This window comes from Mesorhizobium sp. CNPSo 4684 (genome assembly GCF_057784315.1).
On record NZ_JBWLUX010000006.1, the window covers coordinates 74,767 to 87,818 of the forward strand.

14 protein-coding genes and 1 pseudogene are annotated in these 13,052 nt (G+C 63.2%); 9 read left to right on the top strand and 6 right to left on the bottom strand.

The features are described 5' to 3' along the window. Window positions 1-42: 42 nt before the first annotated feature. Window positions 43-1,191, bottom strand: coding sequence for a hypothetical protein (locus AC04SG_RS07215; protein WP_488550458.1), 1,149 nt, complete (start codon window positions 1,189-1,191; stop codon window positions 43-45). A gap of 184 nt (window positions 1,192-1,375) precedes the next feature. On the opposite strand from AC04SG_RS07215, the gene AC04SG_RS07220 reads away from it, so the two are divergent. From AC04SG_RS07220 to AC04SG_RS07230, 3 genes are all read left to right on the top strand, one after another. Beyond that, the gene (locus tag AC04SG_RS07220) at window positions 1,376-2,008 is read left to right on the top strand and encodes a hypothetical protein (protein WP_488550459.1); all 633 of its coding nucleotides are present in this window, start codon (window positions 1,376-1,378) and stop codon (window positions 2,006-2,008) included. Window positions 2,009-2,114: 106 nt separating this feature from the next. After that, window positions 2,115-2,405 (top strand): hypothetical protein, encoded by a 291-nt coding sequence (locus AC04SG_RS07225; protein WP_488550460.1) that lies wholly within the window; start codon window positions 2,115-2,117, stop codon window positions 2,403-2,405. Between the two features lie 288 nt (window positions 2,406-2,693). Further along, window positions 2,694-3,197 (top strand): hypothetical protein, encoded by a 504-nt coding sequence (locus AC04SG_RS07230; protein WP_488550461.1) that lies wholly within the window; start codon window positions 2,694-2,696, stop codon window positions 3,195-3,197. Between the two features lie 207 nt (window positions 3,198-3,404). Here AC04SG_RS07230 and AC04SG_RS07235 read toward each other — a convergent pair. Continuing rightward, window positions 3,405-3,518 (bottom strand): annotated as a pseudogene (locus AC04SG_RS07235) (aldehyde dehydrogenase family protein); the annotation flags it as partial. A gap of 163 nt (window positions 3,519-3,681) precedes the next feature. Between AC04SG_RS07235 and AC04SG_RS07240 the strand changes: the two are divergent. After that, the gene (locus AC04SG_RS07240) at window positions 3,682-3,945 is read left to right on the top strand and encodes a hypothetical protein (RefSeq protein WP_488550462.1); all 264 of its coding nucleotides are present in this window, start codon (window positions 3,682-3,684) and stop codon (window positions 3,943-3,945) included. Between the two features lie 85 nt (window positions 3,946-4,030). Here AC04SG_RS07240 and AC04SG_RS07245 read toward each other — a convergent pair whose 3' ends face one another. From AC04SG_RS07245 to AC04SG_RS07255, 3 genes are all read right to left on the bottom strand, one after another. Beyond that, a complete protein-coding gene (locus AC04SG_RS07245) occupies window positions 4,031-5,464 on the bottom strand; it encodes an aldehyde dehydrogenase family protein (protein ID WP_488550463.1) in 1,434 nt (477 codons plus the stop codon). 126 nt (window positions 5,465-5,590) lie between these two features. After that, window positions 5,591-5,974 (bottom strand): ACT domain-containing protein, encoded by a 384-nt coding sequence (locus tag AC04SG_RS07250; RefSeq protein ID WP_488550464.1) that lies wholly within the window; start codon window positions 5,972-5,974, stop codon window positions 5,591-5,593. Between the two features lie 27 nt (window positions 5,975-6,001). Beyond that, window positions 6,002-6,466: a GNAT family N-acetyltransferase gene (locus tag AC04SG_RS07255; RefSeq protein ID WP_112563564.1), complete on the bottom strand. Its 465-nt coding sequence runs from the start codon at window positions 6,464-6,466 to the stop codon at window positions 6,002-6,004. 358 nt (window positions 6,467-6,824) lie between these two features. On the opposite strand from AC04SG_RS07255, the gene AC04SG_RS07260 reads away from it, so the two are divergent. Then, entirely contained in the window at window positions 6,825-7,901 is a 1,077-nt protein-coding gene (locus AC04SG_RS07260; RefSeq protein ID WP_488550465.1) for a YeiH family protein, read from the top strand. A gap of 6 nt (window positions 7,902-7,907) precedes the next feature. Here AC04SG_RS07260 and AC04SG_RS07265 read toward each other — a convergent pair whose 3' ends face one another. Further along, window positions 7,908-8,405: a GAF domain-containing protein gene (locus AC04SG_RS07265; protein WP_488550466.1), complete on the bottom strand. Its 498-nt coding sequence runs from the start codon at window positions 8,403-8,405 to the stop codon at window positions 7,908-7,910. Window positions 8,406-8,587: 182 nt separating this feature from the next. Here AC04SG_RS07265 and AC04SG_RS07270 point away from each other — a divergent pair, with 182 nt between their 5' ends. From AC04SG_RS07270 to AC04SG_RS07285, 4 genes are all read left to right on the top strand, one after another. After that, window positions 8,588-9,484: a GlxA family transcriptional regulator gene (locus AC04SG_RS07270; protein WP_352589602.1), complete on the top strand. Its 897-nt coding sequence runs from the start codon at window positions 8,588-8,590 to the stop codon at window positions 9,482-9,484. A 291-nt stretch (window positions 9,485-9,775) separates the two neighbouring features. Continuing rightward, the gene (locus tag AC04SG_RS07275) at window positions 9,776-11,080 is read left to right on the top strand and encodes a M24 family metallopeptidase (RefSeq protein WP_488550467.1); all 1,305 of its coding nucleotides are present in this window, start codon (window positions 9,776-9,778) and stop codon (window positions 11,078-11,080) included. Then, window positions 11,081-11,758, top strand: a complete 678-nt coding sequence (locus tag AC04SG_RS07280; RefSeq protein WP_488550468.1) for an isochorismatase family protein — start codon at window positions 11,081-11,083, stop codon at window positions 11,756-11,758. Window positions 11,759-11,766: 8 nt separating this feature from the next. Further along, window positions 11,767-12,753: an alpha/beta hydrolase gene (locus tag AC04SG_RS07285; RefSeq protein WP_488550469.1), complete on the top strand. Its 987-nt coding sequence runs from the start codon at window positions 11,767-11,769 to the stop codon at window positions 12,751-12,753. The last annotated feature ends 299 nt before the right edge of the window (window positions 12,754-13,052 follow it).

A 13,052-nucleotide genomic window follows, 5' to 3' on the forward strand; every position in this document is an offset into this window, starting at 1 on the left:
GGTCCGGCGGTCAAAACCCTAACGCGAGCGAGTTTTCGGCTGCTATGCGTCGGCGCAGACGCCGAGCTCGCAAAGCCTGGCGTTGGCCTCCTCGACGCTCATTTCCACCGGCGAGATCGCCCTGTATTCGACCGGCTTGTCCTGCCAGTCCTTCGAAGTGAACGTCCGCCCGGCGAGCTTGAAGATGGTTCGGACCGCTATGCCTGACACGTGCGGCATTTCCGTCGAGCAGATGGCGAACGCGGTGTAGGCTGGCGTCAGCCCGCTGCGGGCCGCATCGCGCTCGATATCGCTGCGGCAGCGCGTCACGCCGATCCCGGAAAAATCGCTACGGCGCAGGACAACCACGCCCTTGCCGGGGAGGCGTGCATAAACGCCGGTCTGGTCGAATGCCTGGCTCAGATAATACGTGCCGGTATCCCCGTTGAAACCGGGAAAGGTGATCCAGGCGTGCAGACATTGCCAGAAATAGATCAGGGCCACGGCCGCGGCGGCCAGCATGGCGGCACCGGCGCGCTGCTGCGGCGGTGTCGGCTTCCAGCCGAAAATCCAGCCGCGCTCCCTGACCACGCGCGGCGTCGCCAGCAGCGGCGCCGACGGGCTGCCGCTGAATACGCGCCAGCGCGTCTCTATTTCCTGCCACAACTCGTCGGCCGTCACGGTCAGCAGGTCGTGGTGGAAGGCGACTTGCACCATCTCGTCCCTGGGAACGAAGTGGACGTCCCAACCGGGACCCCGCCCCCACCACGATTTGACCGGATTGTTGGCGTCGAAAAATTCCCGCGACACAAGCGCGGCCGTCACGTCGCGGAAGATATGACCCTTCGCCCCCCTGATGTCTATCAGTTCGAGACCGTGGATCTCGCTCCACGGAATGCGGAGTTCCTTGTTCTTCGCGATACGGAACAGGATGCCGGAGGGAGACAGCTCGAGCATCGGCTTTCGCGGGCTGTTGCGACGATGAAAGGCGAAGCCGATGTAAGCGAGGCTGGCAAAGATGATGAACAATGCGACCACCCTCGCCTCGCTGTCGTCGCTGCTGTCGCCGCCGCGGGCGAGAAACAAGACCAGGATGGCAAGAGCCATGAAACCCAGCGCCCAGGGGATCTTCTTGAACAGATATTTTTCAATGCCGAAGGCCCGCGTCGCGGTGGCGTCGACCTCTTTGCTGTTCGCGCTGGTGTCGTTCATGGGTCGCGATCAAGGCTCTTCGTGCCCGATTACAGCACCGGGCGAAACGGTGCGTCAATGAGGTGTGTCACAGACGGGCAGCCGCAAACCGGCCGCTCGGGGGCGAGATTCCCGGAGCGAAAAAGATTGGCTGGTTTGTGGTACTGGCTAAGCTTCGTCAAAGGTTCCTGCCCAAGGCCGCGTCATGCCCACCGATAGCCAGTACATTCTCGAACGCATCCGCCAAGGCTGCGTGACGCTTTCCGAGGACGAGTTCGTCATCGACAGGCTGGTGAAGTATGTCGGCAACGGCAGGATCCGCTGGCACGTCGAATTGCGCGGGCATCGCGTCGAGCTGACGACCGGGCAGATCAAGAAGCAGCCGACCTTCCGCAGGAAAATCCTCGAACAGGCCGGCGTGCTGCCGCCCCAGCGCGCAGGGGCTGACTACAGGCGGTGGGCACTCGATCTGAGGAGAAATGCCATCGAGCTTCCGTGGCGCGACAGGCCGGTCGATGCCGGTTTCGCCATCGACAGGCTCGCCAGCCATGGCGATGGGCGCTGGACGGTTGAATACCAGGGCAAGGTCATCAAGTTCACGACGACCAAGCTGCGCAGGCAAGTCAGCTTCCGCAAACGCATGCTGGCCAAGGCCAAGGTGCTGCCGCCCGAGCTGGCTCCTGCCGCCTATCGCAAGTGGATGGACTGGCTCATTCAAAACGCCACAGAGGCCGCGCCTCCGGCCGGCCAAGCGTCGATGACGGAAAAGAGCTGGCTTGACGACCTGCCGGAGCTGGCCGGCTGGGAAAATGCCGCGCCGTCCGGAGAGACCGACTAGGACAGCTGCTCATCAGTAATAGGATTCAGTAATAGGATTTATCTGCATTTTAACTAATGTAGCTCATCCTTACGGACTGTGTCTCGCGGCTTTTGGACAGAGCAGCATGGTCGACCTTGTGGATGAGGATGAGGTTCCAGCACCCGGCCGATCCGGACGCTGGCGCGTAATAGCTTTGACGACACTCCAGATCATCCCACCGGTCATTTCGGTGGGATGCGCCATCATGGCCGGCTATTTCGCCTTTGCGACCTCCAGCAAAAAGCCGCCCGCAGACATGGCAGCACTAGCCGTGTCGATCATGAAATCGGGCGATGCTTCTCCGGAACTGCGCGATTGGGCAGCGGACGTTTTGGGGATACAGACCGATATTGGAATGCCTACCAAAACTGCCTAGCAATAACCACCTACCAGGCCTGATATTCCTACGTCAGGAATTTGGTCGTCGCCCAAGCCGGCGGGCCGGCGCCGCTCATCCAAGAGATTGCCCGAGGAGGCGCCGGCCAGGCGGGCATTGGGGTACCCGCCGTCGCTACCATTAGCATTCGCGCATTGACCTGGAATGGCGCGAACGCGGAAGGCCGGCAGCCGCGGCACTACCGCAATTTTTCCCAAGACCCGGAACCCTCAACGCTGCAATGGTTATGACCCCAGCGTCTTGGCGCGGCTTGCCCTGGAGACAATCATGACGACGTTTCTCACCGCTCTCGGATCTGAAGGTCCTCCAGCCGACCGGGCGAAAGACATGGACCTCTATGGATGGTTGATTGGCAGCTGGGACTTGGAGACGGTCCACCACCGCAACGACGGCACAGTTCAGAAAATGGACGGCGAATGTCACTTTGGCTGGGTGCTGGAAGGCCGCGCCATTCAGGACATCTGGATCAGGCCCAGGCGCCCTTCCCCGTCCACCATGTATGGCACGACCTTGCGCGTCTTCGACCCCGGGATCGGTGGCTGGCACATTATCTGGAGCGATCCGCTCAACCAGGACTATTCGCGCCAGATCGGGCGGCCCGAGGGCAAGGATATTGTCCAGATCGGCGCTGACTTGCGCGGCCTGCAGGCCAGATGGCGGTTCACCGAGATCACCGCCGACAGCTTTCACTGGATCGGCGAGGAGAGACGCGCGGAGAGCGACCCCTGGCGCGTGACGTACGAACATTTCGCACGGCGGACGGGTTCCTGAAGCACGCCAGCGCTTTTTGCTGCCAGCTTTTGGCATCAGCCGGGCATCTGGTGTCCCTGGCCTTGCAGGCTGGCTAAGGTCGGGCAGGTGCTAACATAGATTAGCGCGAGCTTAACCAACGCCAAGCCAGTATCTCAATATCCGCCGAGACAGGCGCGCCAATAACCTCTTATGTATTGAGCGCGAACAGCGGGTAGACAAGCGAAGATTCCAATAGACATTGTCGGTGCGCATGCGGGCGGCGACTTCGCGGGCTTTCTGGATGTCCTTGGTCTGGATGTAGGAGGCCAGCCCATAGACGGTGTCGTTGGCGGTGCCGACCTGCCCGCAACGTCTCCGCGCTCAATCGGTACGGCCATGCATATTAGCATTCAACGATATATTAATAAGTATGATCGAGCCTTTGCGTATCGGGACCAATTCCCGATCGACGATCCGGCACTATTTGTGTGCCGCGACGCTCGACCGATGCGGAGTAAAACGCATGAGTGTCGACACAGCACTGGCGCAGCTATTGCGCATGATCCACGGCCGCGCCCTCAATCTGGCGACGTTGCCCGATGATGAGAGAGTTACGCACTACGACAGCATCCGCCGGTCATGTTGCGGAGCCGCCGAGCATGTCGGCCAGAGTCCCGACGATGCAGCCATCACGGCAAACAGCATGGTCGAATTCACCCGTGCCATGGTTGGGATCATCGAGACAAACCGCGGCTATGACAAGCGGCGGTCCGTCTCCGGGCGGTGACCCGGTTGACGAGACCAGCGAGGGCGCGGCCGAGACCGCGCCCCTTCGATTGCATTGGAGCTAGCGAGGGCCTTGTCTCCCCGCCCTACTCCGCCGCCTCGTAGCCCGCGATACCCTTGATCTCGAGGAAATCCTCGAGCCCGTATTCGGCGTATTCGCGGCCGTTGCCGGATTGCTTGTAGCCGCCGAAAGGCAGGCCGGCATCCCACTGCGGATAGTTGATGTAGACATTGCCGGTGCGCATGCGGGCGGCGACTTCGCGGGCCTTGTTCATGTCCTTGGCCTGGATGTAGGAGGCCAGGCCATAGACGGTGTCGTTGGCGGTGCCGATCGCCTCTTCGACGGTGTCGTAAGGCATGATCGCCAGCACCGGCCCGAAGATTTCCTCGCGCGCGATGCGCATGTCCGGCGTGACGTCGGCAAATACGGTGGGGCGGACGTAATAGCCGCGGTTGAGTTCGGCCGGACGGCCGGGACCTCCCGCGACCAGCGTCGCACCCTCGTCCATGCCGGCCTGGATCAGGTCCTGGATCTTGTCGAACTGGGTCTGGCTGACTACCGGGCCGAGCTTGGAACCGGCCGCATCGGCCGGGCCAACGGTGAACTTTTCCGTCGCCGTTTTGGCATAGCCGGCAGCCTCGTCATGGCGGTCGCGCGGCACGAACATGCGGGTCGGCGCGTTGCAGGACTGGCCTGAGTTGCTGAAGCAACCGGCGACGCCCTTGGCGACGGCCTTTTCCAGGTCGACATCGGGAAACAGGATGTTGGCCGACTTGCCGCCGAGCTCCTGATGCACGCGCTTGACCGTATCGGCCGCCGCCTTGGCGACCAGGATGCCGGCGCGGGTCGAACCGGTGAACGACATCATGTCGATATCGGGATGGCTGGACAGCGCCTGGCCGACGCCCGGGCCGTCGCCATTGACGAGGTTGAAGACGCCCTTCGGCACGCCGGCCTCGTCGATGATCTCGGCAAAGATGATGGCGTCGAGCGGCGCGATCTCCGACGGCTTCAGCACCATGGTGCAGCCGGCGGCGAGCGCGGGACCGACCTTGCAGGTGATCTGGTTCAGCGGCCAGTTCCATGGCGTGATCAGGCCGACGACGCCGATCGGTTCCTTGACGATCAGGGACGAGCCCTTGACGTGGCGGAATTCGAAAGACTTCAGCACTTGCGCCATCTTCTGCAGATGCGCAAGGCCGACGCCGACCTGGCTGTCGAGCGCCATCCGGCGCGGCGCGCCCATCTCGCGTGACACAGCCAGCGCCAGATCGGCGCTGCGCTTCTTGTAGACCTCGATGATGCGGTTGAGGATATCGAGGCGCTCCTCGACCGAAGTGAAGCCGAATGTCTCGAAGGCCCGTTTTGCCGCGGCCACCGCCTTGTCGACATCGGCCTTGGAGCCAAGCGAAATCTGGGCGAAGGCGTCTTCGTTCGAGGGGTCGATGACGTCGAAACTATTGGGCACGACCGGATCGACCCAAGCGCCATCGATATAGAACTGCAGATTGTGAGACATGGATTTCTCCCTGGGGGATTTTTGATCTGATTTGGGGGGCGATCGCCGGATCGTCGTATCGCGTCAGAGATAACGATGCGGCAAGAGCGATGTCAAACGCAAGGGCGCCCCGATTGAGCCAGGCGGCTACAGAAGCGTGTGCCCCGCCGCGACCAGAAGCCCCCTTGCCGCGGCTTCATCCTTCACCTTGACGAGCAGATGGTCGCCATCGAAGGTGGATACCAGAAAAATGCCGAGTTCGTTTTCCGACAATGGCTTTATTACCGACAGCACGATGCCTGTTTCGTCGAAAGCAAAGGGACCCTGGAGTTTCAGGGCGACCCAGTCCCTGTCGTGCTTCACCCCGTCTGGCACCCGCTCCTGCAGGCAGACGACCGAAAGCTCGTCCTCGGTCCTGGTGATGCTGACGAAGCCCGGTCCGTCGGCCCAGCCGGGAATGCTCTCTTTCGCTTCGAGGCGCGAAACCGCATACCGCCCCGAGAGTGGCTTCAACCGGACCCTGACTGCCATCGTCGTATCCATGCCTCCGATTGCCCGCTATCGCGTCAATGTCTTGCTCATATAGACCGTCATGCCGCCCATGAACGGCTCCTCCCGGTCGACCGAATAGCCATGCCTTTTGTACAACAACACATTGGCCTCGAAAGCGCCATTGGTCAGCAGGCGCAGTTCGAAGCGGCCGGCCTCGAGCGCCTTCAGCTCGGCTCGCTCCAGCAACAGCCGGCCAATACCCCTGCCCTGCGCCTGCGGCGCGACGCAGACATTCTCGATCCAGAGATGATCGTCCTCCAGCATGGTTTCGATCATGCCGACAATACGGTCATCCTCGACGGCGACATCGAACGGATGTTCGGCCACCGCCTTGTCATAGTCGGCGCGCATCGGCAGCGGCTCGCGGCCGATCACCGGCACCCATTTGGCATAGGCGGCGCGTACGATGTCCCTGATCTTGGCAGCATCAGCGCGCTCGGCCGGCCGAAACCGGATGGAAGAATTGGTCATAGCAAGGCTCCAGACATGAAAACCCCGCCGGCAGATGTCGCGGCGGGGCGGGAAACGAACAAACCGGATCTATCGTGCCGGTGTTTGTCGTCGCGCAATCGGCTTACCGCTCCGCATCGTGCAGAGGCGACGTCGCTTGGTGATGGCGAGTGCAAAAACGAACATGGCGCCACGCTGGAACAGGAAATTCAGCCCGTCAAGATTTTGAGATTGGCCCAGCCTGGCGAATTCGGGAGGTGTTCCATCGTCAGCTCAAAACCAATCGTTCGTAAAAATCAATCATTCTAACCAGAACAATTCGTTGGAAAGATTGGTTCAGGAATGGCATTCCTCCGGTATAGTCGCCTGGAGAATTGCATTGTCTTCCGCTGCCCACATCGCGAACGAAATTCCGAAAAGCCTGATACCGACCGATCTGGCCGCCGGCCGCAAGCGGCTCGATTCGGTGTGGAATGGCGTTATCCCCGGCATCGTGCTGGTGGCGATGATCACGGCAGTGGCGTTCTCGGCCCACAACGTCTCCGGCTTTGCCTTGTTCAGCCCGATGATCCTGGCCGTCGTCGCCGGCATGATCTATTCCAACGTGCTCGGCACCCCCGCCCATGCCAAGGCCGGAATCGGCTTCTCGCAAAAGCGCCTGCTGCGCTTTGCCATTGTGCTGCTCGGCTTCCAGCTGACGCTCGGCCAGGTCGTCTCGATCGGCGCCAGCGGCGTCGGCATCGTGGCACTGACGCTCGGCGCGACCTTCGTCTTCACCATCACGCTCGGCCGGCTGCTCGGCGTCGATGCCAAGCTAGCGCAACTGATTGCCGCCGGCACCTCGATCTGCGGCGCCTCGGCGATTGTCGCCACCAACATCGTCACCGATGCGCGCGACGAAGACGTCACCTACGCCGTCGCCTCGATCACGCTGTTCGGCACGGTCGCCATGCTCGGCTTCCCGCTGCTGGCGCCGGTGCTCGGCCTTGACCAGCACGCATTCGGTCTGTGGGCAGGCGCCTCGATCCACGAGGTGGCGCAGGTCATCGGCGCAGGCTTCCAGAACGGCGCCCAGTCCGGCGAGATCGCCACCGTCGCCAAGCTGACCCGTGTTTCCATGCTGGCCCCGATGGTCATCGCGCTCGGCCTGATGGTGCGCCGCAAGACGAGCAGCGACCGGTCAGGCGATCAATCGGCGGCACGGCCGCCCATGCCGTGGTTCGTCGCCGCTTTTGTCGCTGTCGTGGCGCTGAACAGCCTGGTCACCGTGCCTGCGGAAGTGAAGTCGGCAATGGCGCTCTCCACCACCATCATGCTGACCATGGGGCTCGCCGCCATGGGCCTGCAAGCCAACATTTCGCAGCTGCGCTCGCGCGGCCTGCGGCCGCTGGCACTCGCCTTCTCGGCCTTCCTGTTCATCGGCTGCTTCAGCCTGATGCTGGTGAAGTTCGCTTAAAGCCGCTCAGTCCTCGAACGAGCTTGCCGCGACATAGATTGCGGCCAGCGCCTCGATGCCGGCCTTGTCGTCCTTGTCGAAGCGGCCGGGCGTTGGGCTGTCGAGGTCGATCAGGCCGAAGACGCCGTCATTGTCCCGGAGCAGCACGACCAGTTCCGAGCGCGAGGCGGCGTCGCAGGCGATGTGGCCGGCAAATTCGTGCACATCCTTGACCAGCATCGACATTTCGAGATCGATCGCGGTGCCGCACACGCCCTTGCCGACGGCGATGCGCACGCAGGCCGGCTTGCCCTGGAACGGCCCAAGCACCAGCTCCTCGTCGGAGGCCAGGAAATAGAAGCCGGCCCAGTTGAGGTCGGGCACCATCTGGAAGATCAGCGCCGATGTGTTGGCGGCGTTGGCGACCGAGTCGCTCTCGCCCTCCAGCAGCGCCTGCAACTGGGTTGCCAGTTCGCGGTAGAAGGCTGGCTTGTCGGTGCTGTCGATCGTCTGGGCCGCAAACATGGTTCGTCTCCGTTGCCGGTGGGCCAAGATGCCCGCTATATCTCCTGTCTGCCACCAATGAGGCGACTGGGAAATACACAATTGTGAATACCACCCCTACCAGCAGAAGACAGGATCGGGTGCAGCCGGCAGCGCACGAAGGCCCCCTCACCTTCGCCGTGCTGGTGTTTCCCGGCTTTCCGATGATGGCGTTCAGTTCGGTCATCGAGCCGCTGCGCGCCGCCAATGTGCTGGCCAAACGCGATTGCTACCGCTGGGTGATCGTCGGCGCCGACCAAGGCACGGTCGAGGCGTCCAACGGGGTTGTCATACAACCGGGATTCTCAGCCTCTGGCGCGCCGAAGGTCGACCGTATCGTCGTCTGTTCGGGCGGCAATGCCGACTTGCTTGTCGCCGACGATGCGGTTGCCTGGATGCGCAAGAGCCTGCGGGGCGGCGCCCATATCGGCGCGGTGGCCGATGCTGCCTTCTTCCTCGCCAGGGCCGGCCTGCTCGACGGCCATGCCTGCACCTTGCACTGGACAAGCCAGGCCGCCTTCACCGAGGCGTTTCCGGACATCGAGCTTAGGCGCGATCTCTATGTCATCGACCGCAAGCGTTTCACCTCGGCCGGCGGCGTCGGCAGCCTCGACATGATGCTGGAGATCATCACCAACGATTATGGCGGCGAGCTCGCGGCAGGCGTCGCCGAATGGTTCGTGCACAGCCCGCTGCGCTCAAGTGTCGACCGCAAGCTGATGCCATTGCGCCTGCGCACTGGCGTCCAGAACGAGCTGGTGCTGTCGGCGATTGCCATCATGGAGGATGCGGTGGAAGAGCGGCTCGGCATGACGGAACTGGCGGCAAGGCTCGGCGTCTCCTCCGACAAGCTGGAGCGCAATTTCCGCAGCGAGCTCAGCATTTCGCCCAATGGCTACTACCGGCGCCTCAGGCTGCGGCGCGCCGCCGATCTTCTGGCGCATTCGACGCTGATGGTGCGCGACGTGGCGTTGGCCTGCGGCTTTGCTTCGATGTCGAGTTTTGCGAGGGCGTTCAGGGAGGAGCACGGGCATGCGCCGAAGGCCATGCGACGGCATTAGGCGGCGCTTATCGGTTACGCCGAGTTCCTTCACACCCCCCTCTGCCCTGCCGGGCATCTCCCCCGCAAGGGGGGGAGATTGGGCGCTCGAGGGTTTTCGCAAACCACTAACATTGCAGGATATGCGGAGCGACAAAGCTGCTGATCTCCCTCCTTGCGGGGGAGATGGCCGGCAGGCCAGAGGGGGGTGCTGTCCCGCCAGCGTTCTGCGGTATTCGGCACGACATCTGCGGGATTTAGCACAGCCTTTACTCAACGCCGAGCTATGGTCGACCTTTCAGGAGGCGGACCCATGAGCATCGTCGTTTTCGATCCCGACAGCACCGAGGATGTGGACTTCAAGGACCGCATGCGCCACCCGGCCGCGGCCGATCCGGCCGGCGGCATGTGGCTGTCCGACACCGAGCCGTCCTTCATCGATGCCGACGCTTTGCGTAAGGGACGGCTTGCCAAGTTGCGCCAATGGATGCGCGAGGCGGGCTATGGCGGCGTGGTTCTGTTCGACCCCTACAACCAGCGCTACGCCACCGGCTCGCGCAACATGTTCGGCTATTTCCTGCGCAACTCGACGCGCTATTTCTTCATTCCGACCGAAGGGCCGATCGTTTTGTTCGAATATCCGCAGAGCTATCATGTCTCGATGGTGCTCGACACGATCGACGAGGCGCGGCCGTCCAAGCTGGTGTGGTCTTCGGTGTCGGGCCGCGACGACGAGACCGCCGGCCCGTTTGCCGACGAGATCGCCGAGCTTTTGAAGAAGCACGGCGGCGGCTCGATGAAGCTCGGGCTTGACCGCTGCAGCCATCTGCAGGCGCTGGCGCTGGAAAAGCGCGGCTGCGAGGTCAAGGATTGCCAGGGCGAAATCCTGGCGGTGCGCGCCGTCAAGACGCCTGAGGAAGTCAAATGCCTGCAGGTGTCGATGGCCGGCGCCGAAGCCGCCGTCTACGCCGTGCGCGAGGCGATCAAGCCCGGCGTTTCCGAAAACGAGCTGTTCGCCATCATGTATGGCGAGGTGATCCGGCAAGGCGGCGAGTTCATCGAGACGCGGCTGCTGACCTCCGGCCAGCGCACCAATCCGTGGTTCAACGAAGCCAGCGGCCGCAAGATCCGGCCGGGCGAACTCTTGGCGCTCGATACCGACACGATCGGCTGCTACGGCTACTATTCCGATTTCTCGCGCACCTTCCGCTGCGGACCGGGCAAGCCGACCGACTACCAGAAATCGCTCTACCGCATGGCGCACGACCAGGTTCAGCACAATATTTCGATCGTCAAGCCGGGCATGGCGTTTCGCGAGATCGCCGAAAAAGCGTGGAAAATCCCGGACCGTTTCGTCGACCAGCGCTATACCTCTGTGATGCACGGCGTCGGCATGCATGGAGAAACGCCGTTCATTGCCCATGCCATGGACTATGAGACCTACGGCCGCGACGGTGTCATCGTGCCCGGCATGGTGGTCAGCGTGGAAAGCTATATCGGCGAGAAAGGCGGCCGCGAGGGCGTCAAGCTGGAGGACGAGATCCTGATCACCGACACCGGCACCGAGCTTCTGTCGCGCTTTCCCTATGAGGACGAGTTTCTTGCAGGGGCTTCCTAGATGAAGGCACCCATCTCGATCAAACGTGGCACTGTGGCGGCGGTGTTCATCGACCTCCAGGAGGAGCATCGGCAAGACAAGCGCTACCTCGTCGAGGGTTACGGCGAGGTGCTGGCCAACGTCCAGCGCCTGCAGGCGGCGGCGCGGCGCAATTTCGTGCCGCTCTACCACTGGGCCTATATCGTCGACACCGCCAAGGCGCGGCCGTTCCACCCGCTCGATGCCGACGGCAAGTCGGCCTTTTCCGACAAGAGCGATCCGCTGACGGAAATCTGTCATGAGGTGGCGCCGGCCAATGGCGAAGCGTTGCTGATCAAGGCGGAGGCCAGCGCCTTCCGTTCGGGGCCGGCGGCGCGCGACCTCAAATCCGGCGGCATCGAGTGGCTGATCGTCGCTGGCGTGTGGACCGAGGCCTGCGTCGACGCCACCGTGAAGGACGCGGTCGCATCCGGCTTTCGTGTACTTCTGGTCAAGGATGCCTGCGGCAGCGGCAGTGCCGCCATGCACCAGACCGCCATCCTCAACCTCGCCAACCGGCTCTATGGCGGCGCCGTCACCAACACCATCGACGCCTGCCGGCTGATGGCGGGCGATACCGTCAGCGCATGGCAGGTCGAGGGCTCGGTGCCGCTGCGCTTCACCTTTGAAAACGCCGGCAGGCTCTACGGCGAACTCTGAGGCACAGGATGGGCACACTCCACCAGCTCAAGACAGCAGGGCGGGGAAAATACGCCACCCTGCTCGACCCCGCGCTGTGGGATTACATCGACCTGGTCAACGACTGGTTCCCGCCCGAAATCGCCGAACTGCCGATTGCCGAGCAGAGGTCGGTCTATGATGCGATGTGCCGCGCCTTCCATCAGGGTTATCCGCCTGGGGTCTCGGCGAGCGACGGCATAATTGCCGCCGATGCAGGGCACGCCATTCCCATCCGCCACTACCGCATGGCGGGCAAGCCGCTACGCGCGCTCATCGCCTATTATCATGGCGGCGGCTTCGTGCTGGGCGGGCTCGACAGTCATGACGACATCTGCGCCGAGATCTGCGCCGGCACCGGCTTCGACGTCGTCTCCGCCGACTACCGGCTGGCGCCGGAACATCCGCATCCGGCTGCCTTCGAGGATGCGCTTGCCGCCTTCGAATGGGCGGCGCAGACGACCGACCTGCCAATCGTGCTCGTCGGCGAGAGTGCCGGCGGCAACCTTGCCGCCGCGGTCGCGCATGCGTCGCGCCGCCACCCGCGCCACGCGGTCGGCCAGGTGCTGATCTATCCCGGCCTCGGCGGCGACGAAAACGCCGGCTCCTATGTCGAGCACGCACAAGCGCCACTGCTGACGCTGCGCGACATCGAGACCTACCGCGCCATCCGCTCAGGCCCGGCGCACACGCCCGACGACCCGACATTCTCGCCGCTGAGCGACAGCGATTTCTCCGGCCTGCCGCCGACGGTCATCGTGACTGCCGAATGCGATCCGCTGTCGTCGGACGGCGAGACCTATCGCGACCGTATCCTCGCCGCCGGCGGCCGCGCCTGGTGGTACGAGGAGCCGCGGCTGGTGCACAGTTTTTTGCGTGCCCGCAAGGATGTAGGGCGCGCCGGCGAGGCTTTCCTGTGCATCCTGGCGGGCATCGCCGCCGTCGCCGTGCTCGGCAAGGGTGAGTGGCCGTACTGAGCTTCGTTGCGCTCCGGACCTAGCGAAGGCCCTCTCATCCGGCCGCTTCGCGGCCACCTTCTCCCCGCTGGGGAGAAGAGGTAGGGGCCAGCATTCGCCATCTCCTCTCCCCTCGGGGAGAGGTCAGCCGAGCGAAGCGGAGGCTGGGTGAGGGGGGCCTTCGCTCAGGCTCCCCCCTGCGGAGCAGCGCACAAGAATTGCGGAAAAGCGAACATTTCCCTGCGTCAGCCCGCCCTATCATCGACGCTCAGGTAACGGCGCCCCGGCAGTCGCATCCGCCCCCAGCGGAGGCGATCCGT